The organism is Comamonas sp. BIGb0152 (assembly GCF_024809975.1).
GTDB lineage: Bacteria > Pseudomonadota > Gammaproteobacteria > Burkholderiales > Burkholderiaceae_C > Comamonas.
The window spans coordinates 18695-40948 of the sequence record NZ_JANUDY010000015.1 but is presented as its reverse complement, the minus strand read 5'-3'; the positions used below and the strand labels follow the sequence as shown (position 1 = coordinate 40948).

The window sequence follows — 22254 nt, the reverse complement described above, 5'->3', positions numbered from 1 at the left end:
TGCCTACCTTCGACCATAAGCGCTAGACACAGCTGCGGATAGATATAGTCTGCTGAACCTTAGATTTTTTGAGCAGCCGTTTATAAACTCGTCCCCAATGACCTCTCCACCGCTCACGACTCGCGAATACGCTTACTTCCACATCACCGGGCCCGGGACGCATGAACACGTCACCGCACTCCTTGGCGTTAAGCCTTCTGAGGCCTGGAATGCCGGAGACATCAGTCCACGCACGGGAAAGCCACGCAAATTCATGAGTTGGCGCTTACGCAGTGGACTTGATGACACACATCCGCTTGCGGAACATATCGCACAAATCCTGCAGTCGCTACGCCCGAAGGCTGATGCGCTCAGGCAACTCTGGGCAGAGCATGACCTCACATTGCAATGCGTCGGCTACTTTCCGCCTAGCGGCCACGGCATGCATTTCGACCGAGAGCAAGTCAGGCAGGCCTCCATGTTGGGCTTGGCATTAGATCTCGACTTTTACTATGTGGATGACTACGAGCACGAAATCTAAGCGCCTATTCGTCTAAAACTACAACGACGACGGACTTCCGTGCTGAACTACCTGAGCGTGTACAAGCTCAATTGCTTGTCCGGCCCACCAAGCAAGGATGCCCCGGCAGCACCTCCAGCAAATAGTCCACAAAACTGCGCACCTTGGCGGGCACATACTGGCGGTCGCGAAAGCAGGCAAAAAAGTCCAGGGTGACATCCTCCAGCTGCAGCTGGCCCGCTGGCGTTTTGCGGCCTTTGCGTGCGGGCTGCAGCACCAGCGGCACCAGCCGCCCTTCCTGCACATGGCGCTGGGTGATAAAGCTGCCGGCCCAGACCAGGCCGCCGCCAGCGGCTGCCAACTCCACCAGCGCATCGATATCGCTGCCGATGGCGGCAATGCGCAGGGCGGGGTCTACCCGCTGGCCATCGCGCACAAAGGGCCAGCGCATCAGGCGCCCGTCCCGCTCGCGGCGGTACATCAGGCAGGCATGCTGCAGCAGATCCTCGGCCACCTGCGGGCGGCCATGCGCTTCCAGATAGGCGGGAGACGCATACAGCAAGCGGGGCATGGCCGCCAGGGGCCGCACCGACATGCCGGGCTCCAGCACATCACGGTAGCGGATGCTGACATCTACATCCTCCTTGAGCACATCAACATCGCGGTCCGTCACCAGCAGCTCCAGCGCCAGCTGCGGATGGCGCGCCTGGAACGCTGGCAGCAAAGGGGCCAGCACATGGCGGCCAAAGGCAGCCATGCAGGCCACGCGCAAGCGCCCTTGCACAACGCCATGGACGAGAGACACATCGGCCTGCGCCCGCGCCAGCTCACCCAGCACCGGCGCCACCCGGGCCAGGTAGCGCTCCCCCGCTTCGGTCAGCGCCATCGAGCGCGTGGTGCGCGTCAGCAAGCGCGTGCCCAGCTCGCGCTCCAGCCGCGCAATGTTTTGGCTGGCCGCCGCCGGGGAGATGCCCAGCTGGCGAGCGGCCGAGGCAATGGATCCCCCTTCCAGGGCTTTGACAAAGATATCGATGGCGCGCAGATTCATCATGTTTACGACTGTATCGCCAAACCTATTCGTAAATATAAATTACGAGTTCTGCAAGCTTTCGCCCTCTACCGGAAAGGCTGCCGCCTGCGTACAGTCGGCCTTTAAGGTGCTCGGCCATCAGGCCCCACCGCGATTGATTTTGGAGCCAGCTATGCAGAATGTGATTGAGGCCGTGACGCCGCAGGGCGATGTGATTTTTCGGGCAGTGGATGGGAGCTATATCGTCGCCCAGCAGATCGATGCCAAGCCCTTGCAGCAGGCACAGGTTTTGGAAGGTGCGCTGGAAACCATCGGCATTGAAAGCGCAACGGACGTAGCTACCGGCACCACGTATGAGTTCTTCATTGCCGGCTATGGACTGTCGCGTGAAGGGGCCTTTGGGGCGCCGGAATGAGCTGATAGCCTCCACACGTCTTCGGTGACGCACTGCCCCATTCCCGCGGGCATGCGCCAAGCTAAATCTTTTGCCGTCTCAGGGTGAGGATGGCATGAATCCAGCTATTTGCCGCTATTTACCAGCAGCACCGCAAACCGCATTGCGCCCCGTCACTCCCCACCCAACGGCGCCAGCTGCTCCCGCAAAGTGGCCAAAATCTCTTCCGACAAAGCAGGGTTGCCCGCCGCTGTGGCACGGGCCAGCAGCAATGCACCCACCATGCTGCTCAGGGTCACGATGGTCTGGGCCCGCTTGCTAGGCTCTTCTCCCTGCACGACCTCCATAAAGCGCTGGATATTGCGCTCCACCCCTTGGGCAAACACCTCGGACATTTCCGGCCCCGCCCTGGCTGCATCGGTGGCCAAGGCGGCAGCGGGGCAGCCTTCACCGGGGTCATCGCGGTGATTTTCCGACAGGTAAGCATGCACCAGTGCGCGCAGTCTGCTGGCAGGGTCGTCATCAGCGCCTGCTGTATCCAGGCCCTCCAGCGGCGTAATCGTCCAATCAAAGGCGCGCAAACAAGCTTCTCTGGCCAGCGCATCCTTGGAGGCAAAGTGCCGGTAGAGCCCGCCATGCGTCAAGCCCGCGTCGCGCGTGATCTCGGCCACGCCCACGCCACCGAGGCCTTTTTCTCGGTAAAGGCGCGCAGCGGCATCGACGATTCCTTCGCGGTGCTCGGCCGCTTGTGCTTTGCTGACTTTCATGCGTTAGATGATACCCATCATCAAAACTCATTTATGATGACGACCATCATCAATAAGGCTTGATTCTGCGCTTTTGTAGAGAGGCAGTCCAGCCGCGAAAGGTGCAATATGGTTCGTCGCGTCGTCATCACCGGTTTGGGCCTGGTGTCTCCTCTGGGCTGCAATGTAGAGCTGGCTTGGCAGCGCCTGCTGGCGGGGCAATCGGGCGTGCGCGCACTGGCCGCCGAGGTCGGTGCAGGCACCGGCGTCACGGTCGCAGGGCGCGTACCCAGTTTGGAAGAAGACCCGCAAGCGGGTTGGGATGCGGAGGCCACCATCTCCGCCAAAGAGCTGCGCCGCATGGACCGCTTTATCGCCTTTGCGCTGGGCGCGGCAGACCAGGCACTGGCGCATGCCCAGTGGGCGCAGCCCAGTGCCGCGCAGCAAGAGCGGGCAGCCACTATCATCGGCTCGGGCGTGGGGGGCTTTAGCACCATCACCGAAGCGGTGCGCACCACCGATGGCAAAGGGCCCCAGCGCCTTTCGCCCTTTACCGTGCCGGCTTTTTTGGCCAATCTGGCCGCCGGCCAAGTCTCCATCCGCCACCAACTCAAGGGCCCGCTGGGCGCACCCGTAACGGCTTGCGCCGCCAGCATCCAGGCCATTGGCGATGCGGCACGGTTGATTCGCAACAATGAGGCCGACATGGCGCTGTGCGGTGGCAGCGAAGCCACCATTGATCGGGTGGCCCTTGGCAGCTTTGCCGCCGCCAAAGCCGTGGCGACCGGCGGTGACAGCCACCCAGGCCAGGTGTCCCGGCCATTTGATATGGCGCGGCACGGCTTTGTGATGGCCGAAGGTGCCGGTTTGCTGGTGCTGGAGGCGTTGGACCATGCGCTGGCGCGCGGCGCCACCCCACTGGCCGAAGTGCTGGGGTATGGCACCTCGGCCGATGCCTACCATGTCACCTCGGGACCAGAGGATGGATCGGGCGCAGCCCGCTCAATGCGTGCCGCCCTGCGCCAGGCACAGCTGCAACCCGGCGATATCCAGCACCTGAATGCCCATGCCACCTCCACCCCTGTCGGAGACCGGGGGGAGCTGGCAGCCATTCGCCAGGTGTTTGGTGCGGGCCAGGGCCCCTCCATCACCGCCACAAAATCCGCGCTGGGCCATATGCTGGGCGCCGCCGGCGGGGCCGCAGCGGTCTTCACCGTCTTGGCCCTGCGCGACCAGATCGCACCGCCCTTGCTCAACCTGGAGAACCCCGACCCCTTGGCCGATGGCCTGGATCTGATTCGCGCCAGTGCACGCGCCCATGCCATAGAGCACGCCATGCTCAACGGCTTTGGTTTTGGCGGGGTGAATGCGTCCTTGGTGCTGAAGCGGTTTGGGGGCTGAGATACGCTTGCGCCATGGTGAGTCATGGATAGAGGCAGCAATATGCAGATCAGCGTGCGCACGTTTGTAGAGGCCGACCGGGAGGCCCTGCGCCAGCTATTTGTGGTGGCACGCGATGCCGCTTTCTCGTGGGCCGGCGCTGGCGCCCACCAGCTGGAAGACTTCGATGTGGGCACCGCCGGTGAGCAGATTTTGGTGGCAGCGCATGCACACCAGCCCATCGGCTTTGCGTCTATATGGTTGGAAGACAGCTTTCTGCACCATTTGTTTGTGCACCCTCGGCACCAGGGGCTCGGCGTAGGCAAGATGCTGTTGGCGGGCTGCGAGCCGTACTTTTCCGGTGTGCCTACCCTGAAATGCCTGACCGCGAATGCGCGTGCCCAGCAGTTCTACCAGGCGCAGGGCTGGCGCGTGCGCAGCCAGGCTGAGGGCCCGGAAGGCGCGTATGTGCTGATGGAGAGAACCCAGGCGTTCGCGCCCCATCTGCCAGTCGATAGCGTCCATACAGCGTAAACCGACTGCCCACGCCCGCCATCAGAGGCTGAACAGACACGCGTTCTCAAATTTCATAGATATAGGTGCAACGGAGCTCCGCCCCTTTTAACGCGGCTGTAAAGGGTTCAGGTGCCTCTTTGAGGATGGCGCCAAAGCTGGCGTGGAGTTTGCCAGCGCCCATGCTGCCTTTGTGCTTGATGCCCTTGGGCTTGGCTTGCAGCTGGAGCTTGTTTGATGCAGAGAGCGCCGCCTCCAACTTAAAGATGCCACGGCGGAAATCAGTGCGCTCCGAGGTTCTGGCTTCGGGCGAAGCCAGGACTATGGTTTGCCCCCGGTAGGAGAGTTGGAGATTGACCTCCACGATGGAGGCCGGCATATCGCCCACCAAGCTAATCACATGCCCGGCGTGATTGCCGCTGCAGTTCAGTTGTGCCGTATTGGCTCCTGCAATGGCCTGGCCGGCGAAGGCGATTGGCAGCACGAGGGCGCAGAGTGAAAACATTTTTCTCATATCGCCTCCATGGGGCGAACGCCATGCATGGCGTACAAGCTGTGAGACAAGTTGGGCGACATCAATAGTCTGGTCATGGCCTTCTCCACAAAAAATCTTCTTCAACCGAGGCGCAGGGCCCTCTGTAAAAGTCCCTGATCGGCGGGGTTAGCGAAACCTGTCACGACATCATGCATGATGCTCAGTCCTTTTTGCTGTTAGCCTTCCATGGCCGGCAGCCGCACTGCCAGCCAACCTCGGCCATCGCGCCCCTTCTGAAAAGTGAATTCTCTATGACCAGCCCGCTGTACACCGCCTCCATTCCCGTCATGCAGCAGATGTTGCGTGCCCTGTCCGATGTGCTCAAGAAGGCCGAAGACCACGCGGCGCAACGCAATATCGATCCCAATGCGCTGCTGCAGGCACGGCTATTTCCCGACATGTTTCCGCTCGTACGTCAGGTACAGATCGCCTCAGACTTCTCCAAGGGCATTGCCTCCCGCCTGGCGGGTGCCGAAGTGCCCTCTTGGCCCGACTCGGAGACCAGCTTTGCCGACCTTCAAGCCTTGATCGCCAAGGCGCTGGCGCATCTTGACTCCTTCCAACCCGCGCAATTTGATCTCAGCGAAAGCCGCGACATCGTATTGCGCCCCGGCACGCCCAAGGAAAAGAAGCTGACCGCCAGTGCCTATCTTCTGCACTATGGTCTGCCGCAGTTCTTCTTCCATGTGACCACCGCCTATGCGATCCTGCGCCACAACGGTGTTGAGGTCGGCAAGCGCGACTATATGGGTGCCTACTAACCCCAGTGGCAGCACTCGGTCACGGCTGACCGATAGCAACCCGCACCTTCATGGCTACGCGATGCCAGCGAACGGCCAATGGGGGAGCCCTTGGCCCACCATGGCTCCAGCCTCAAAAGCAGTTGTCAGGGGTGCAGCGGCTCTTGGCGAGCGAGCAGGCCCATGAGATACAGGACTTGCGCCCTATCGGCTCATGGATAGCTATTCATGTGCAGTCAATGCAAACGTCGAAAGCGGTAGCAACCCTTGGCCATGCGCCCCCAAAACTTTTTCGAGATGCCTACTTTTCATGATGGATAAATGCTTGGTGCAGCAGCAGGTGATGGAACGGCTCGCTGCGGACTTGCTGCAAGTCGAGCAGGCGGTGAGGGCTGCGCATGAAGCGGCGACCCATGAGGAGAACATTGCCGAAAACAAGTACGACACCTTGGGTCTGGAAGCCGCCTACTTGGCCAGTGGCCAAGCACTCCGAGCAGAGGCCATCCGCCAATCGTTGGCCCATTGGCGACTCTTTTACCCGCAGCCCTATAACGCCAGCAAAGGCATACAGCTTGGTGCGCTGGTCTGCCTGCTGGATTCGGACGGCAAGCAACAACAGCTCTTTCTCGGCCCGGATGGCGGGAACATGAAGTTGGTCATCGGCGCTGAATCCATCCAGGTCATCAGCAGCAAAGCCCCCTTAGGCCATGCGCTCTTGGGCAAGGGTGAAGGTGATGAAGTATCGATAGAAGTTGCGCAAAACAGGCAGCAGTTTGAGGTGCTGTGGGTGCGTTAAGAGCCGCTCAGCAGCCAGCATGTTCATGCGGAATCGAGCAGAAGTTATACGTCCACCACCTTTGGGTTCTTCTATCCGGCAGGCAGCGGACGATATACATTCACCGGGCAGGCATTTGAGGCGAGCGCCAAATCATCCTGCGCCTGGTTTCGGGAACCCATGAAATTGGCGCTTACAGGTACACACTACCTGCATCTCCTAAAACCAGATCGACATCTCAATGCACACACTCAGCACTGGCGCATTTGCGCTGCTCATTGGGGCAGCATTCAGCGCTGTCGCCGCCTTGGCCCACTTGGCATGTATCGCGATAGGTCCGAAAGCCTATCGGTTCATGGGCGCGGGCGAGCGCATGGCCCAAGCGGCTGAAGCGAAGTACCTCAGGCCCAGCCTTGTGACGCTTTCCCTAGCAGGCGTACTTTTTCTTTGGACAGTCTTTGCGTTGTCCGGCGCAGGGGTTCTAGAGCAACGGCTTCCGCTGACCAAATGGGCCTTGCTTGGCATCAGCACGGTCTACCTAGCCAGGTCTGTGGCCTCGCCCTTTCTGAAGGCGAAGTTTCCCGAGAACTCAACGGCGTTTTGGCTCATCTCGTCTGGTATTTGCGGCTGTATCGGTCTGCTGCATGCCTATGGAACCTGGTCACTCTGGCCTACTCTCTAGTACCTATTCCCCGATGACTGCTGCTTCGCCCAGACCGTGAGCGGGTATCGGACTGCAGGCCTTGCTCCCCCAGCGCTGCAGCCAAGCGGGGATACTGGACTTACGCCCGCCCTCCTCTTACCGTGAAAGTGTTGCCATGACAATGCGCCGGATGCCCCCTCTCCACCTGTTTGACACCTACCTCCATCGTTGGAATGCACAGGTCGCTGGCAGTCCTTTCGCCACGCATACCAGCGACCTGCTGCCTGTCACTCTCACAGGGACATGGGCCGATTGCCCTGCAATGATCAAAATCGCACGGGATCTTGATGAGCAGATCGGTGGCCAGGTGCTGCAATGGTGGGGAGGCCATGGTGCGGCGCACGTCTATGCCTACGACCCCGATACGGGAGCGCTGCTGATGGAGCGTGCAACCGGTTCAAGGCATTTACTGCGCATGGCTTTAGCGGACGAGGATGATGCGGCGACGCGCTTTATCTGCCACACCATCCGTCAACTGCATTCGAAAAGATCCTCGGCTCCTCCTGAAAAACTACGCTCCCTCACGCATTTTTTTAAGTCGCTAGCGCCTATGGCGCAGAAGCAAGGGGGATTGATGGCCGAATGCGCGTCAGTGGCAAGGGCGCTACTGAGCGAGCAACGCGAGCAAGTCGTTCTGCACGGCGATGCGCACCATAGCAACATCCTCGATTTCAACCAGCGTGGATGGCTCGCAATAGATCCCAAGCGCGTCACAGGTGAGCGCTACTACGACTACGTCAATGTGCTGTGCAATCCTGACCTGAAGACCTGCACGGACCCTGAGCGCTTCAGGCGGCAGCTCGCCTTGGTCGTCACGCTCACAGGGCTAGATCGTCAGCGTTTGCTCAAATGGGTGATGGCTCAGGCCGCTTTGTCAGCGGCTTGGTTTCTGGAGGACGAAGCGGTCACGAAGGCCAACGAGCAATTAGCGCTTGCGCATCTCGCCCGAGAAGCCATGGATTAAATCCAAACGGAGAGGCGTCCTGGCCCATAGCCAGAAGGCCAGCGGGGCCAGCAGGGCCAGGGCCGTTCCGCTCCGTTCAAGCGCCCTGCAGCATATCCACCACCAGTTTGCCCTGTGCCGTACCGGCCTTGAGAACCCGATAGGCCTCGCACACCGAGTCGACGACGAAGCGCCTGGGGTCCAGCTGGGCAGCGAGCTGGCCTGCGCGCGCCATGCGTGCGGCCTCGCGCAGGATCTCGCCATGGTGCTCGCCGCCTTCGCCGGTGAGCATGGGCAGCAAGGTGAACACGCCTGAATAGGTGGCCGCGCGAAAGGACAGCGGCGCCAGCGCATGGCTGCCCCAGCCCAGGCAGCTCACGACATGGCCAAAGCGGCGCACGGCCTGGAAGGACGCGTCGAGCGTTGCGCCGCCAACCGTGTCATAGACGGTATCGAAACCCAGGCCCGCCGTGTGCTGCGCCACGTACGCGTCCACGGTCTGCGCGCGGTAGTCGATGGCAGTCGCGCCCAGGCTTTCGATAAAGGCGCGCTGCTCGGCGGTGCCAGTCGCGAAGACGTCGGCGCCCCGGGCCCGGGCAATCTGGATGGCGATATGCCCCACGCCACCGGCGCCGCCATGCACCAACACCTTCTGCCCGGCGCTCACACTGGCGCGGTCGACCAAGCCTTCCCAGGCGGTGATGAAGACCAGCGGCAGTGCAGCGGCCTCGCGCATCGACAGGTGCTCAGGCATCGGCGCGAGCAAGGCGGCGTCGACTGCCGCGTACTCCGCCAGCGAGCCCTGCAAGCCGGCGACGCCGCCCGTCATGCCAAACACGCGCTCGCCCACCACAAAGCCCGTCACCCCTGCGCCCACGGCGGCCACGGTGCCTGCCAGGTCGATACCCAGCACAGCGGGCAGCGGATGGCGCGCATGGGGCGCTTCGCCCGCGTGGATCTTCGTGTCGAGTGGGTTGACCGCGCTGGCGTGGATGCGCACCAGCACCTGCCCGGCGCCGGGCTGCGGACGTGCAATGGAGGCAATGCGAAAGGCGCTGCCGTGGGTATCAAGCAGCGCGGCGGTCATGGAGAGAGAGGGGGTCATGCAAGCTTCCTTGGGGATAAGAGATACGCCATTGTTGGACCTACTCAAACGTTTGAAAATAGACAATACTGACGTCTATTCATTCACTTTTGAAGGGACTGCCATGCAGATGGAATGGAGCGACCTGCGCGTGTTCCTGGCGATTGCGCGCACCGGCACGCTGGGTGGCGCGGCACGCAGCAGCGGCCAGAGCCAGCCGACCATGGGCCGGCGGCTCCACGCCCTGGAGCGGGCCTTGGGGCAGACGCTGTTCCAGCGCACCCGAGACGGCTTTGTACTGACCGACGAAGGCACGGCCGTGCTCGCGCATGCTGAGCGCATGGAGGAAGAGGTGCATGGACTGGAGCGCAAACTCTCCGGGCGCGACGGCCATCTCGAAGGCATGCTCCGGCTCTCGTCCTCCGACTGGTTTGGTGCGCATCTTCTGGCCCCTGTGCTGGCCGAATTCGCGCAGCTGCAGCCGCGCGTCACTGTCGAGTTGCTGACCAGCGCCACCCATTTCAGCCTGCCCCGGCGCGAGGCCGACATGGTCTTTCGCATTCAGCCCTTTGACGAGCCCGAGGTGGTCTCGCGCAAGCTCATGCACATCGACTACGGCGCCTACCTGCACGCCGAGCGTGAGGCACCGCAGGCCGGCGACGGCTCCGGCACATCGCTGATCACCATGGACACCGCTTTTGGCGCTATGCCCGATGCCCTGTGGCTGAAGAAGATGCTGCCCAACGCACAGATCGTGTCCCGCAGCAACAACCGCGATGTGCAGGCGCGGATGTGCGCGCTCGGTGCCGGCGTCGCGGTGCTACCCCGCCCGCTGGGCGATGCGCTGGCTGGCGTGCGACGGCTCGATCTCGGGGAAATACCACCCGGGCGCAACACCTGGGTCGGCTACCACCGTGATCTGCGCCGGCAGGCACGCCTGCGTGCCCTGCTCGATCTCGTGGTGGCCCGCCTGGGCAGTTGATACGCAAACCGGCCTGAGCGATGCACAGGCTAGCCGTGGCGCTATACGCCCCCACAAGAACATCGCCGAGGTCTACCTTCCGCTGCTGACTGAACGCAGGATCCGACAGGTAGATCGCTCGGCGATGTGATGGCTGTCTTGGACGCCAGGGAAGACAAGCAGCGCCCAAGAACCGGTTCAAAGGGGCAGGCCTATTTCTTGCCCCCACCTCGCAGCAACCGCAGCCCATTGAACACCACCAACAAACTCGCCCCCATATCGGCAAACACCGCCATCCACATCGAGGCATTGCCAAACACGGCCAGCGCAAAGAACACGGCCTTGATGCCCAGCGCGAAGATGATGTTTTGCCAGAGGATGGCGTAGGTGCGCTTGGACAGCAGCACGGTCTCGGGCACCCGGCGCAGGTCGTCGTTCATGATGAGGATATCGGCGGCCTCCTTGGCGATGTCGGTGCCGGCGCCGCCCATCGAGAAGCCGATGGAGGCAGCAGCCAGGCTGGGCGAGTCGTTGACGCCATCGCCCACCATGCCGGTCGGCTGCTGGGCTACCAGCGCGTTGATGACCTGGAGCTTGTCCTCGGGCAGCAGGTTGGCCTTGACCTCGTCGATGCCCACCTGGGCGGCAATGGCGCGGGCAGTGGCTTCGTTGTCTCCCGTCAGCATCACCGTGCGTATGCCCAGCGCCTTCAGCTCGGCAATGGCCTGCTTGCTTGATTCCTTGGTGGTGTCGGCCACCGCAAACAGGCCCAGCACGCCTTGTTCGCTGGCCAGCACCGAGACGGTCTGCCCCTGCTGCTCCATCGCCAGCATCAACGCCTCCACCTCGGCAGAGCACTGGCCGCGCTCATGGATCCAGCGGTGGTTGCCCAGCACATAGCTTTGGCCGGCGATATCGCCCTTGACGCCTCGGCCCAGCTCGGCGGCAAAGTTGTCGACCTCCAGCGCTTCGGCGTCAATGCCGGTGGCAACGGCCTTGGATACCGGGTGGTCCGAGCGGGCGGCCAGGCTTTTGGCGATGCGCTCGATCTGCGCGGCATCTGTACTGGTCGACAGCATGCGGGTCTGCACCAGCTGAGGGGTGCCAGCGGTGATGGTGCCGGTTTTGTCCAGGGCCACCACACGCAGTTTGCGGGCTTCCTCCAGGTAGGCGCCGCCCTTGACCAGGATGCCTCGGCGGGCCGCTGCCGACAGACCGCTGACAACGGTCACCGGCGTGGAGATGACCAGCGCACAAGGGCAGGCAATCACCAACAGCACCAAGGCCTTGTAGATGGCGGTCAGCCAGGGCCAGTCCAGCATCAACGGAGGCAGCACGGCCACTGCCACGGCCAGCACAAACACAGCGGGCGTGTAGATGCGGGCAAAGCGGTCGACAAAGCGCTGCGTGGGTGCGCGCTGGCCCTGCGCCTCTTCCACCGCATGGATGATGCGGGCCAGCACGGTGTCAGTGGACAGCTTGGTGACCTTGAACTCCAGCGAGCCGCTTTGGTTGATGGTGCCGGCAAACACGGCATCACCCGGCGCTTTGTCTACCGGAATGCTCTCTCCGGTGACGGAGGATTGGTCCACCGCGCTTTGGCCGCTGGTCACCTCGCCATCCAGCGCAAAGCGCTCGCCGGGTTTGACCCGCGCCAAGGTGCCGACTGCCACCGTTTTGGCATCCTGGCTCTGCCAGCTGCCATCGGCTTGCTTGGCCTCGATCTGCGGGGGTGACAGCGCCAGCAGCTGGGCAATCGCATTGCGGGCGCGGTCTACCGAGCGCGCTTCAATCAACTCGGCCAGCGAGTACAGCGCCATCACCATGGCCGCCTCGGGCCACTGGCCGATCACAAAGGCGCCGATCACCGCCACGCTCATCAACGCATTGATGCCCAGCTGGCCGCGCAAGAGCGCAGACAAGCCTTTCTTGAACACGCCTAGGCCGGACAACGCAATGGCCACGGCGGCCACCGCCATACCGACCATGCGCCAGACCGATGTCTCGGGCGTCAGCAGGTGCAGCAGCTCGGCCGTGGCTGCCACCACCAAGGCGGCAATCAGGCGGAACAGCTCACGGCGCTGCGCCTTCTGCACATCGGCAACGGACGGGGGCGCTGACAAGGTCTCGGTGCTGAAGCCGGCGGACTGGATCTTCTCGGTCACTGCCGCCCATTCTTGCGGGTCGGCCTCCACCCGCAAGGTGCGGGCAGGCAGGTCAAACTGCAGCAGCTTGACGCCGGCTGCCCCTTCCAGAATCTGGCGGATCTGCCCCTCTTCTACCGGGCAGTCCATCGCGGGAATGCGCAGCAGCAAGGCCCCGTCATCGGCCTTCAAGGCCGAGCTGGCCTGGGCAGCGGGGCCCAGGTCGGGGGTGCAGCAGTCGGTATGCACATGCGCCGCTGCGGGGGCATGGGAATGCGTGTGATCGTGACCATGGCTGTGGTCGTGATCCTGTCCGTGATCGTGTTCGTGACTCTGGTCACGTCCATTGGCGGCCACGGCGGTGGATGGCTGGCCCTTGCCTGCGCAGCAGGATGCCTCTGCGTGGTTGTGGTGCTGCACGGTGTCGGAATGGGCCGTATCTGGTTTGGAATTTGTTGGGGTCATAAAGCGTGTTTCCCTGTTGCATCGATTAGAAACCCTGTAGTAACTACAATGTCAAGCGCTTAACGCTAGACTCCATGTGGACATGAAAGCAATGCCATGAAAATCGGTGAACTCGCTACGGCCTCGGCAACCCCGGTGGAAACCATCCGCTACTACGAGCGCGAAGGCCTGCTGCCGCACCCCACGCGCACGGCCAGCAACTACCGCGTGTATGAAGCGCAACACCTGGAGCGCCTGCAGTTCATCCGCAACTGCCGGGGGCTGCAAATGTCGCTCGATGAAGTGCGCGAGCTGCTGCGCTACAAAGACGAACCCGCCCAGGACTGCGCTGAAACCGTCGACAAGCTGCTCGAAGCCCATATCGGCCATGTGGCGCTGCGCATCCAGGAGCTGCGTGGGCTGGAGGCCCAGCTGATTGCGCTCAGAGATCGCTGCCGAGGCACCGAGGATGTCGAGCACTGCGGCATTCTGGCCGGCCTGGCCGAGGCGCCTACTGCCGCCCCTGTGAAGCAACAGCTGCATGTGCGCTAGGCACCAGGCACTAGGCGCTGGGCTGCTGCAGCACGAGGGGCGCAACAAAAAAGGTGGCTACATGGGCCACCTTCTTGCGCCTGCAGGGCTTAGCCCCGGAACATTTGCAGGCGTGCCTTGCGTTGCGCCGGCGTTTCGCTGGTGTACTCATCCATCACCTGCTGGCGCGTCTTGGTCGATCCCGAGGTATCGGGCATGGGCGGGTAGTTGCTGCTGCGCAAGGCGTTCGGGCCGCGTTTGCTGAGCGCCTGGGCGGTCTCGGCCTGCACTTGGGCGCGGCTCTTGCCGGGCTGGGCATGCTCGGGGACAACCGTATAGCCTTTTTCGGTAGGGGCAGAGTGCAAGGTGCTGCTGGCCGAAGCGGGGTTCAGCATGCCCAGCGACAGGGCGGCGAAAGCCAGGGACAACAGGGTGGAGGTACGCGTGTTTTGCATGGTTGCAATGCCTTTCGGTGAGGTGGAAATACTCTCGATGCGCTTGCATTCGAGATGGCTCCATTGTTGAAAAAACACGCTGACCAAAGGCACACAGCAAGATGACATTGCTGCAATGCGCGCTGCGCGCATGGGGCAGAAGCCACAAAGCCATGGCAGCGGGCCATGGCTTTGTGTTCCGTGCCTGCCGGCCCCTTAGGCCGGGTGCGGCGCAGCGCCCTCGGCGGTCTTGCGCTCCTCCAGCTCGTCCTCGGAGAGATCACGCCGGTGCACCAGCCGGTACAACAGCGGCAGCACCAGCAAGGTCAACACCGTCGACGACAGAATGCCGCCAATCACCACGGTGGCCAGCGGGCGCTGCACCTCGGCCCCGGTGCCGGTGGCAATGGCCATCGGCACAAAGCCCAGTGATGCGACCAGCGCCGTCATCAGCACCGGCCGCAGGCGCGAGAGGGCACCCGTGTGCACAGCATCGGGCACGGCCATGCCGCCTTCTCGCAGCGCGCGGATCGACGAGATCATCACCAAGCCGTTCAGCACAGCCACCCCGGACAGCGCGATAAAACCGATGGCCGCAGAAATCGACAGCGGAATATCGCGCAGCCACAGTGCCAGAATGCCGCCGGTCAGCGCAAACGGGATGCCGGTAAAGACGATCAGGCCATCGCGCACGTTGTTGAACATGGCAAACAACAGGGTGAACACCAGCAGCAGCGCCACGGGCACCACAATCTGCAGCCGCTGCTGGGCGGACTGCATGTTTTCAAAGGTGCCGCCCCAGCGCGTCCAGTAGCCGCTGGGCAGGGCCATCGCGCCCAGCTCCTGCTGTGCCTGCTCAACGAAGGAGCCGATATCGCGGCCCCGCACATTGGCGCTCACCACAATGCGGCGCTTGCCGTCCTCCCGGCTGACCTGGTTGGGCCCGGGCGACAGCGCAAAGCTGGCCACGGACGACAAGGGCACAAAACCCAGGCGGCTGCCCTCTTGCTGCGGCAGCGCAATGGGCAGGCGCTCCAGCGCGGCCAGGTCGCTGCGCAGCGCCTCAGGCAAGCGCACCTGTATGTCAAAGCGCCGGTCGCCTTCAAACACCGTGCCCGCCTCCTGCCCGCCCACGGCCGTGGCAATGGTCTGCTGCACATCGCCCATGTTCAGGCCATAGCGCGATGCCTTTTCCCGGTCCACCTGCACGGTGAGCATGGGCAGGCCCGTGGTCTGCTCTACCTTCACTTCCGATGCGCCTGGCACTTTTTGCAGCATCGCGGCAATGGACTGCGCCGTGCGCTCCAGCACCTGCATGTCATCGCCAAACACCTTGACCGCCACATCGCTGCGCACGCCCGATATCAGCTCGTTAAAGCGCAGCTGGATGGGCTGCGAGAACTCGTAGTTGCTGCCCGGTATCGCCTCGACCACCTCCTGCACCTGGGCCAGCAGGTCCTCGCGGCTGCGCTTTGGATCGGGCCATTGCGCACGCGGCTTGAGCATGATGTAGCCGTCCGAGATGTTGGGCGGCATCGGGTCCGAGGCAATCTCGGCCGTGCCGGTGCGGGCAAACACGCGCTCGATCTCGGGCACCTGGTCCTTGAGCGCGCGCTCGATCTGCATCTGCATCTCCAGCGATTGCGTCAGGCTGGTGCCCGGCACGCGCAAGGCCTGGATCGCGAAGTCCCCCTCGTTCAGATTGGGCGCAAACTCGCTGCCCAGGCGCGATGCCAGCAGCAGGCTCAGGGCCACGGCCACCACGGCCGCCGTCAGCACCACCACCGGCATGCGCATCACCCGCGAGAGCAAAGGCTCGTAGGCCTTGCGCGCCCAGGTCATCAGGCGGTTTTCCTTCTCGCCCACCTTGCTGCCGATGAACAGGGCAATCGCCGCCGGGATAAAGGTGATGGACAGAATCATCGCGCCCACCAAGGCCAGCACCACGGTCAAGGCCATGGGGTGGAACATCTTGCCCTCCACGCCCGTCAGCGCAAAGATTGGCAGGTAGACCACCATGATGATGAGCTGGCCGAACAGCAGCGGCCGGCGGGATTCCTTGGCGGCGGCAAACACATCATGAAAGCGCTCGCTGCGCGAGAGTGGGCCGCCCTTGCGCTCTTGCGCATGCGCCAGGCGCCGCACGCAGTTCTCCACAATCACCACCGCGCCGTCAATGATGATGCCGAAATCCAGCGCGCCCAGGCTCATCAGGTTGGCACTGATGCCGTACTTCACCATGCCGCTGAAGGTGAAAAGCATCGACAGCGGAATGATCAGCGCCGTGATCAGCGCAGCGCGGATATTGCCCAGAAACAGAAACAGCACCACCACCACCAGCGCCGCCCCTTCGACCAGGTTTTTCTTCACCGTCGCAATGGCTTTTTCCACCAAGGTGGTGCGGTCGTAGACGGTCACGATCTTCACCCCCTCGGGCAGGGTTTTGCGGATGGACTCCATGCGCGCATCCACCGCCTTGGAGACGATGCGGCTGTTCTCGCCGATCAGCATGAACACGGTGCCCAGCACCACTTCGCGGCCGTTGTCGGTGGCAGCGCCCGTGCGCAGCTCGCGGCCCAGGCTCACCTCGGCCAGGTCGCGCACGCGCACGGGCTGGCCTTGGGTGCTGCCCACTATCACTTCCTGGATGTCCGCAATGCCCTTGACCTGGCCGGGCGCGCGGATCAGGTACTGCTCGCCATCGCGCTCGATGTAGCCCGCGCCCACATTGGTGTTGTTGCTCTGCAGCGCTGCCACCAGCTTGTCCATCGAGATGCCATAGGAGGCGAGCTTGTCCGGCCTGGGCGCCACCAGGTACTCCTTGGCAAAGCCGCCGATGGAGTTGATCTCGGTCACGCCGGGCACATTGCGCAGCTGGGGCTTGATGACCCAGTCCTGGATCTCGCGCAGGTCCATGGGGGTGTAGGGCGTGCCATCGGGCTTTTTGGCGCCCTCCTCGGCCTCCACGGTCCAGAGGTAGATTTCGCCCAGGCCGGTGGAGATGGGACCGATGCTCGGCGCAATACCGGGCGGCAGCTTCTCGCGCGCTTCCTGGATGCGCTCATTGACCAGCTGGCGGGCAAAGTAGATGTCGGTGCCGTCCTTGAAAATCACCGTCACCTGCGACAGCCCATAGCGCGACAGCGAACGGGTTTGCTCCAGATTGGGCAGGCCCGCCATCACCGTCTCAATGGGGTAGGTGATGCGCTGCTCGGTCTCCAGCGGGGAGTAGCCCGGCGCCTGGGTGTTGATCTGCACCTGCACATTGGTGATGTCGGGCACGGCATCGATGGACAGGCGCTGGTAGCTGAAAACGCCAAGTGCCGCCATGGCAAAAACTGCCAGGATGACCAGCCAGCGCTGCTCGATGGAAAAACGGATGATGCGTTCAAACATGCAGACTCCCGATCAATGCGCGTGCTCGGCAGAGGCCTTGCCCAGCTCAGCCCGCAGCAGGAAGGAGCCCTCCCGGACATAGGCCTGCCCCGCCTGCAGGCCGGACAGCACCTGGGTGGTCTTGCCGTCGCTGGCGCCCAACTGCACCAGCTGGGCCTTGTAGCCGCCCTCGGCCGGGACAAACACCACGCTGTCCTTGCCATCCGGGCGCTGAATGGCCTTGGCATCCACCGCAATGGGGACGGGCGATTCAGATGCGAGCACTTCCACATCCACAAACAGGCCAGGCCGCCACACCCCTTGCGGGTTGGCCAGCGCCACGCGGGCCGGTGCCGTGCGGGTTTGCGCGCCAATCAACGCACCCACATAGGCAATCCGGCCTTCGGCCTGGGAGTCAAACGCCGTGGCACGCACCACCACCGGCGCGCCCATGCGCACATCGGGCAGCTGCGGGGCGGCCACGCTGATCTCGGCCCAGACCGAGCGCAGATCTGACACGGTGAACGAGGCGGTGCTGTCGGTGACCGACTCGCCCACGGTCAGGTGCTTCTCCACCACCATGCCGGCCAGCGGCGCGCGCAGCTCATAGCGGCTGGAGCCAGCCGCGCCAGCCCCAATGGCCGTGAGTTTTTGCGAGGCATTGGCCACGGCGATTTCTGCCTCCTGCAGCGCTTGGCGGGCCGCCTGGTAATCCTGCTCGGCAGATATCCGCTCCTGCCACAGCTGCTTCTCGCGCGCGTAATTGCTCTGGGCAAAAGACAGCCGCCTTTGCGCCGTTTGCAGCTCGCTGCGCTGGTCCGACACTGCCGGGCTTTGGATGACGGCCAGCAACTGCCCCTTGGCCACCTGCTCGCCCAGCTGGGCGTGGACGGAGGCCACCACCCCTGCCACACGCGGCACCACGTGCGCGGTGCGGTCTTCATCAAAACGGATCTCGCCGGGCAGCAACACCTGCTTCTTGATCGATGCCGGGCCCGCCTGGGCCAGCACCACGCCAGCCGTTTTGGCCTGCGCCGCACTGAGCTTGACCAGACCCTCGGCCTCTTCTTCGCCTTCGGAATGTTGCCCACCTGCGGCGTCGGCATGTCCATCTTGGCTGCCAGCCTCGGCCTTTTCATCGTGGTGCTCCCCATCGGCATGTTGGTCCGACTCCTGGTGCGCCCCCTCCTTGGCAGCGGCTTCGCCATGGTGCTCGCCATCCTTGTGGGACTGGGCATCGGCATGGCCCGATGCCGCTGCAGCCGGCGCGGCCGCCGTGCCAGGGCCCCGCAACAAATAGGCGCCACCGGCAACGCCGGCGACAGCAAGCACCCCTGCCGCAATCCACTGTTTGGACGACGAGAGCGAGGTATCGAATGTGGTTTTCTCGGACATGGGTTCAGATTCCTGTAGCGGCAGCGGCCAGTGCTGGCGTGCCAAAGATGCGTTCAATCTCAGCACGGGCCCGGTGCGATGCCATCAGCTGGTCCAGCAGTTGGCGCTGGCTGTCAAACAAGCTGCGCTGGGCGTCGAGCACCTCCAAAAAGCCAAACTTGCCCAGCGAGAACCCGCGCACGGCCAGGTCATAGGCCGACTGCGCCGTGGGAATGACCTGGCTTTGCAGCAGCGCCACCTGCTGGTTGCTGCTGAGCCACTGCTGACGCGCGGCAAACACCTGCGCCTGCAGCTGCAGCCGTTGGTCCTGCAGTTGCTGCTCGGCCTGGTCCACCTTGCGCAGTGCCTGCAGCTGGTTGCCGGCATTGCTGTCAAACAGCGGCAGGGGAATGCTCACCCCGACAAACACCTGGTTGCGCCCTACATCCCGGGCGCGTTTGACGCCCAGGCTCAGGGTCGGGTCCTGCACGCGCTTGGCGCGCTCCACCGCAGAGGCGGCGTGGCTTTGCTCCAGCGCGCGCCGTGCCAGCAGCATCGCAGGCGCATCGTCCAGGCGCTGGTCCAGCTGCTCGGCCGTGGGGGCCTGCACGGTGGCCGAGAAATCACCACTGGCCAGCCCCAGCTCTGCACCGCGCCCGCCCCAGAGCGAGGCCAGGTTCTGCTGCGCCACCCCTGTCAATGAGCGGGCCTGCGCCAGCTCCAGGGCAGCATTGGCCTGCGCCACTTGCGCACGGCTGGCCTCCAGCGGCGGCACCTTGCCTGCCTGCACGCGCTTGTTGGCGGCATCCAGCGCCTGCGTGGCCAGCGCATGGGTTTTGGTCGCAAAGTCCACCCGCTGCTGCGCCAGCAGCAACTCGTTGAAGTTGACCAGCACCTGGTAGCGCAATGCCGCCTGGCTGGCCACTACGGTCGCCTGCGCTGCCGCCTTCTCGCTGTCGGCCAGCTGCATGCGCGCCTCGCGCTTGCCGCCCAGCTCAATCCGCTGGCTGATCTGCACGGTGTTGGTACGCGTCTCGGGACGGGTGTCTTCGACGTTGACAGAGACCTCGGGGTTGGGGCGTGCCTGGCTTTGCAGGACCAGGCCCTCGGCCGCAGCCGCGCCGAAGCGGGCGGCCTGCAAACCCGGGTTGGCCGCCAGGGCCTTGTCCCAAGCAGCGGCCAGCGTGATAGCGGGTGTCGCCCCGGCAGGCAGGGTGGTGGTCGCCGTGGCTGGGCCTGGCACAGGTATCGGCTCTGCATGGGCCAGGGGCCCCAAGGCGCTGGCCAAGGCCGCAGCCAGCAACCATGCGGGCCAGGCAGGCCCGAGCGGCCGTGGAGGATGGGTGCCAGCCCGCGTGGGGCCCGGCAACGGGGTGGTCATAGCTGCTTCTCCTGTGGTGGCAGGTAACGCCCAGGACGGCCTTGGCAGTGCCGGGCCAAACAGGGGCGGCCAGCACCGCAGCGGCCCCCATGCAGGCGGTATCCATATGCGATGCAACGGACTGTAGAAAGCAGCAACGAACACAATGCCGTCGGGAAAATGACAAATTTGTAATCGCCGCCAGCCGGCACCATCAGGGACAATGGCGGCCATGAGACTGCTGCTGATTGAAGACGAAGCCAAGCTCGGCGAGTACCTGCGCAAAGGTCTGGCCGAGGAGAGCTACACGGTCGATGTCGCCACCAACGGCATCGATGGCCTGCACCTGGCCATGGAGCTGGACTACGACCTGATCGTGCTCGATGGCATGCTCCCGGGCATCGATGGCTTTGCCGTGCTGGCCGCGCTGCGCCAGTCCAAATCCACCCCGGTGCTGATGCTGACGGCCCGCAGCGATGTGCAGGACCGGGTGCGCGGCCTGCAAAGCGGCGCCGATGATTACCTGATCAAGCCCTTTGCTTTCTCCGAGCTGGTGGCCCGCATCCAGGTGCTGCTGCGCCGCACGCAGGCGCACCCGGCATCGCCCGAGCCCACGGTGCTGCGCCAGGCCGATCTGGAGCTGGACCTGATCCGCCGCAAGGCCGTGCGCGCCGGTGTGCGGCTGGACCTGACGGCCAAGGAGTTCAACCTGCTGGCCTTGCTGCTGCGCCGCCAGGGTGAGGTGCTGTCCCGCACCGAGCTGGCCTCGCAGGTCTGGGATATGAACTTTGACAGCGAAACCAATGTGGTCGAGGTCGCCGTGCGGCGCCTGCGCATGAAGGTGGACCAGCCTTTTGCATCGCCGCTGATCCACACCGTGCGCGGCATGGGCTATGTGCTGGAGAGCCGGGCCCAGCCATGAACCCAGCGCAAGCCGTACCGCACCTGGGGCGCCGGCTCTCGCGCTGGATGGCCCTGCTGTCCATGCTGGGCCTGGGCGCTGTGAGCCTGGTGGTGTTTCTGGTGTTTGACAGCACCTTGTCGGCCCGCCAAAAGGAGATGCTCGACCAAAAGCAGCAGTCCTTGGTGCATGTGCTGCGCGATGACAGCAGCGCGCACCGGGACAAGGCGCTGGACCATCTGCTGACCGACTTTCTGGCCGGCCATGGCGACTACGCCATCCGCGTGGTGGACAACCAGGGCCATGTGCTGTTTGACAACGTCCCAGCGGACTGGAGCAACGACCACACCCTCAGGCGCAGTTTTGCCGTCGGTATCACCGCCCCGCAGTACCACCAGGCACGCGCGGCCACCGCCACCTTGGTGATGGACCTGCGGCCCGACGAGGCCTTGCTGCGCGGACTGGGCTGGACCTTGTTTGCCGCCATGGTGGCGGGCTCCTTGCTGCTGGCCTTGTTTGGCGGCCTGCTGGTGCAGCGCAGCCTGCGGCCCATCGCGTCGCTGGTCTCGCAAATCAGCATGCTGTCGGCCCGGGATTTTGAGCGCCGTCTTGACGGCAGCGGCCTGCCCCAGGAGCTGCTGCCCATCGTGACGCAGTTCAACGCCTTGCTCGATCGCCTGGCCGACGCCTACCGCCAGCTGGAATCGTTCAACGCCGATGTGGCACACGAGCTCAACACGCCGCTGGCCACCCTGATCTCCAGCACCGAAGTGGTCTTGCGCAAACCCCGCACGGTCGAGGACATGCGCGAGGTGCTGGAGTCCAACCTGGAGGACCTGCGCCGCATGGCCGCGATGGTGGGCGACATGCTCTTTCTCTCGCGGGCCGACCAGGGCGTGGGTGCGCGCGAGACCGGGGTGGTCAGCCTCGCCGCCGTGGCCCAGGATGTGGTCGAGTTCTATGAAGCGGTTGCGCTGGAGGCCGACCTGCGGCTGGAAGTGGTGGGCGACGCGCAGGCCCAGGTCGATGCGCCGCTGATGCGCCGCGCCCTGTCCAACCTGCTGAGCAATGCCACCCGCTACGCCCTGCCAGGCTCCAGCATCCGCATCGATATCCGCAACCGCTGGCAGCACGAGCATGCCCATGCCGTTATCTCCGTCACCAACATCGGGGCCGACATCGCAGCCCAGCACCTGCGCCATCTGTTTGACCGCTTTTACCGCGCTGATGCCTCGCGCCATAACTCCGAGCGCAACCACGGCCTGGGCCTGGCCATTGTCAAAGCCATCGCCAAGATGCATGGTGGCTCGGTCTTTGCCCAATCGCAGGGGGGCGCCACCACCTTTGGGCTGATTCTGCCGGTAGCAGCGCTGGATTGACGGCGGCTG

The 22254-nt window shown here is 63.8% G+C and carries 21 protein-coding genes; 12 read left to right on the top strand and 9 right to left on the bottom strand.

The features are described 5' to 3' along the window. Positions 1-97: 97 nt before the first annotated feature. Positions 98-520 carry a DUF4279 domain-containing protein gene (locus tag M2375_RS21720; RefSeq protein WP_259170344.1) on the top strand — a complete coding sequence of 141 codons (423 nt, stop codon included), beginning with the start codon at positions 98-100 and terminating at the stop codon, positions 518-520. 67 nt (positions 521-587) lie between these two features. On the opposite strand, the gene M2375_RS21715 is transcribed toward M2375_RS21720, so the two are convergent. Continuing rightward, complete coding sequence (locus M2375_RS21715; protein ID WP_259170343.1) at positions 588-1550, bottom strand: LysR family transcriptional regulator; 963 nt, start codon at positions 1548-1550, stop codon at positions 588-590. Between the two features lie 151 nt (positions 1551-1701). Here M2375_RS21715 and M2375_RS21710 point away from each other — a divergent pair, with 151 nt between their 5' ends. After that, positions 1702-1944: a hypothetical protein gene (locus M2375_RS21710; protein WP_259170342.1), complete on the top strand. Its 243-nt coding sequence runs from the start codon at positions 1702-1704 to the stop codon at positions 1942-1944. A 152-nt stretch (positions 1945-2096) separates the two neighbouring features. Here the strand turns inward: M2375_RS21710 and M2375_RS21705 are convergent, their stop codons facing one another. Beyond that, a complete protein-coding gene (locus M2375_RS21705) occupies positions 2097-2690 on the bottom strand; it encodes a TetR/AcrR family transcriptional regulator (protein WP_259170340.1) in 594 nt (197 codons plus the stop codon). A 108-nt stretch (positions 2691-2798) separates the two neighbouring features. Between M2375_RS21705 and M2375_RS21700 the strand changes: the two genes are divergently transcribed. Both M2375_RS21700 and M2375_RS21695 read left to right on the top strand, forming a co-directional pair. Beyond that, positions 2799-4070, top strand: a complete 1272-nt coding sequence (locus M2375_RS21700; protein ID WP_259170339.1) for a beta-ketoacyl-[acyl-carrier-protein] synthase II — start codon at positions 2799-2801, stop codon at positions 4068-4070. A 54-nt stretch (positions 4071-4124) separates the two neighbouring features. Continuing rightward, positions 4125-4583 (top strand): GNAT family N-acetyltransferase, encoded by a 459-nt coding sequence (locus tag M2375_RS21695; RefSeq protein WP_259170338.1) that lies wholly within the window; start codon positions 4125-4127, stop codon positions 4581-4583. Positions 4584-4629: 46 nt separating this feature from the next. Here the strand turns inward: M2375_RS21695 and M2375_RS21690 are convergent, their stop codons facing one another. After that, entirely contained in the window at positions 4630-5076 is a 447-nt protein-coding gene (locus tag M2375_RS21690) for a hypothetical protein (protein ID WP_259170337.1), read from the bottom strand. A 272-nt stretch (positions 5077-5348) separates the two neighbouring features. Here M2375_RS21690 and M2375_RS21685 point away from each other — a divergent pair, with 272 nt between their 5' ends. The 4 genes from M2375_RS21685 (at position 5349) to M2375_RS21670 (ending at position 8279) form a co-directional block, all read left to right on the top strand. Then, a complete protein-coding gene (locus M2375_RS21685) occupies positions 5349-5858 on the top strand; it encodes a DUF1993 family protein (protein WP_259170336.1) in 510 nt (169 codons plus the stop codon). 292 nt (positions 5859-6150) lie between these two features. Continuing rightward, positions 6151-6633, top strand: coding sequence for a GreA/GreB family elongation factor (locus M2375_RS21680; protein WP_259170367.1), 483 nt, complete (start codon positions 6151-6153; stop codon positions 6631-6633). Positions 6634-6853: 220 nt separating this feature from the next. Then, on the top strand, positions 6854-7294 hold the full coding sequence (locus M2375_RS21675; protein ID WP_259170335.1) for a hypothetical protein: 441 nt from the start codon (positions 6854-6856) through the stop codon (positions 7292-7294). A gap of 136 nt (positions 7295-7430) precedes the next feature. After that, entirely contained in the window at positions 7431-8279 is an 849-nt protein-coding gene (locus tag M2375_RS21670; RefSeq protein ID WP_310473195.1) for an aminoglycoside phosphotransferase family protein, read from the top strand. 76 nt (positions 8280-8355) lie between these two features. Here the strand turns inward: M2375_RS21670 and M2375_RS21665 are convergent, their stop codons facing one another. Beyond that, a complete protein-coding gene (locus M2375_RS21665) occupies positions 8356-9363 on the bottom strand; it encodes a zinc-dependent alcohol dehydrogenase family protein (RefSeq protein ID WP_259170334.1) in 1008 nt (335 codons plus the stop codon). 109 nt (positions 9364-9472) lie between these two features. On the opposite strand from M2375_RS21665, the gene M2375_RS21660 reads away from it, so the two are divergent. Next, positions 9473-10324 (top strand): LysR family transcriptional regulator, encoded by an 852-nt coding sequence (locus tag M2375_RS21660; protein ID WP_259170364.1) that lies wholly within the window; start codon positions 9473-9475, stop codon positions 10322-10324. Positions 10325-10515: 191 nt separating this feature from the next. Here the strand turns inward: M2375_RS21660 and M2375_RS21655 are convergent, their stop codons facing one another. Then, positions 10516-12912, bottom strand: a complete 2397-nt coding sequence (locus M2375_RS21655; protein ID WP_404979365.1) for a heavy metal translocating P-type ATPase — start codon at positions 12910-12912, stop codon at positions 10516-10518. Positions 12913-13008: 96 nt separating this feature from the next. On the opposite strand from M2375_RS21655, the gene cadR reads away from it, so the two are divergent. Then, complete coding sequence (cadR, locus tag M2375_RS21650) at positions 13009-13443, top strand: Cd(II)/Pb(II)-responsive transcriptional regulator (RefSeq protein WP_259170333.1); 435 nt, start codon at positions 13009-13011, stop codon at positions 13441-13443. Between the two features lie 89 nt (positions 13444-13532). On the opposite strand, the gene M2375_RS21645 is transcribed toward cadR, so the two are convergent. From M2375_RS21645 to M2375_RS21630, 4 genes are all read right to left on the bottom strand, one after another. Beyond that, a complete protein-coding gene (locus M2375_RS21645) occupies positions 13533-13877 on the bottom strand; it encodes a DUF4148 domain-containing protein (protein ID WP_259170332.1) in 345 nt (114 codons plus the stop codon). A gap of 195 nt (positions 13878-14072) precedes the next feature. After that, entirely contained in the window at positions 14073-17252 is a 3180-nt protein-coding gene (locus tag M2375_RS21640; protein ID WP_259170331.1) for a CusA/CzcA family heavy metal efflux RND transporter, read from the bottom strand. A 12-nt stretch (positions 17253-17264) separates the two neighbouring features. Continuing rightward, positions 17265-18626, bottom strand: coding sequence for an efflux RND transporter periplasmic adaptor subunit (locus M2375_RS21635; protein WP_259170329.1), 1362 nt, complete (start codon positions 18624-18626; stop codon positions 17265-17267). 4 nt (positions 18627-18630) lie between these two features. Next, positions 18631-19986, bottom strand: coding sequence for a TolC family protein (locus tag M2375_RS21630; RefSeq protein ID WP_259170328.1), 1356 nt, complete (start codon positions 19984-19986; stop codon positions 18631-18633). 211 nt (positions 19987-20197) lie between these two features. On the opposite strand from M2375_RS21630, the gene M2375_RS21625 reads away from it, so the two are divergent. After that, complete coding sequence (locus M2375_RS21625; RefSeq protein WP_259170327.1) at positions 20198-20887, top strand: heavy metal response regulator transcription factor; 690 nt, start codon at positions 20198-20200, stop codon at positions 20885-20887. After that, on the top strand, positions 20884-22245 hold the full coding sequence (locus M2375_RS21620) for a heavy metal sensor histidine kinase (RefSeq protein WP_259170326.1): 1362 nt from the start codon (positions 20884-20886) through the stop codon (positions 22243-22245). Before M2375_RS21625 ends, M2375_RS21620 begins: the two co-directional genes overlap by 4 nt. The last annotated feature ends 9 nt before the right edge of the window (positions 22246-22254 follow it).

Coding starts and splice junctions, on each gene's coding strand:
- M2375_RS21710 (WP_259170342.1), top strand. CDS start 1,702: ATGCAGAATGTGATTGAGGCCGTGACGCCGCAGGGCGATGTGATTTTT.
- M2375_RS21640 (WP_259170331.1), bottom strand. CDS start 17,252: ATGTTTGAACGCATCATCCGTTTTTCCATCGAGCAGCGCTGGCTGGTC.
- M2375_RS21630 (WP_259170328.1), bottom strand. CDS start 19,986: ATGACCACCCCGTTGCCGGGCCCCACGCGGGCTGGCACCCATCCTCCA.
- M2375_RS21720 (WP_259170344.1), top strand. CDS start 98: ATGACCTCTCCACCGCTCACGACTCGCGAATACGCTTACTTCCACATC.
- M2375_RS21690 (WP_259170337.1), bottom strand. CDS start 5,076: ATGAGAAAAATGTTTTCACTCTGCGCCCTCGTGCTGCCAATCGCCTTC.
- cadR (WP_259170333.1), top strand. CDS start 13,009: ATGAAAATCGGTGAACTCGCTACGGCCTCGGCAACCCCGGTGGAAACC.
- M2375_RS21685 (WP_259170336.1), top strand. CDS start 5,349: ATGACCAGCCCGCTGTACACCGCCTCCATTCCCGTCATGCAGCAGATG.
- M2375_RS21670 (WP_310473195.1), top strand. CDS start 7,431: ATGACAATGCGCCGGATGCCCCCTCTCCACCTGTTTGACACCTACCTC.
- M2375_RS21655 (WP_404979365.1), bottom strand. CDS start 12,912: ATGACCCCAACAAATTCCAAACCAGATACGGCCCATTCCGACACCGTG.
- M2375_RS21635 (WP_259170329.1), bottom strand. CDS start 18,626: ATGTCCGAGAAAACCACATTCGATACCTCGCTCTCGTCGTCCAAACAG.
- M2375_RS21625 (WP_259170327.1), top strand. CDS start 20,198: ATGAGACTGCTGCTGATTGAAGACGAAGCCAAGCTCGGCGAGTACCTG.
- M2375_RS21620 (WP_259170326.1), top strand. CDS start 20,884: ATGAACCCAGCGCAAGCCGTACCGCACCTGGGGCGCCGGCTCTCGCGC.
- M2375_RS21675 (WP_259170335.1), top strand. CDS start 6,854: ATGCACACACTCAGCACTGGCGCATTTGCGCTGCTCATTGGGGCAGCA.
- M2375_RS21700 (WP_259170339.1), top strand. CDS start 2,799: ATGGTTCGTCGCGTCGTCATCACCGGTTTGGGCCTGGTGTCTCCTCTG.
- M2375_RS21680 (WP_259170367.1), top strand. CDS start 6,151: ATGGATAAATGCTTGGTGCAGCAGCAGGTGATGGAACGGCTCGCTGCG.
- M2375_RS21705 (WP_259170340.1), bottom strand. CDS start 2,690: ATGAAAGTCAGCAAAGCACAAGCGGCCGAGCACCGCGAAGGAATCGTC.
- M2375_RS21660 (WP_259170364.1), top strand. CDS start 9,473: ATGGAATGGAGCGACCTGCGCGTGTTCCTGGCGATTGCGCGCACCGGC.
- M2375_RS21645 (WP_259170332.1), bottom strand. CDS start 13,877: ATGCAAAACACGCGTACCTCCACCCTGTTGTCCCTGGCTTTCGCCGCC.
- M2375_RS21715 (WP_259170343.1), bottom strand. CDS start 1,550: ATGATGAATCTGCGCGCCATCGATATCTTTGTCAAAGCCCTGGAAGGG.
- M2375_RS21665 (WP_259170334.1), bottom strand. CDS start 9,363: ATGACCCCCTCTCTCTCCATGACCGCCGCGCTGCTTGATACCCACGGC.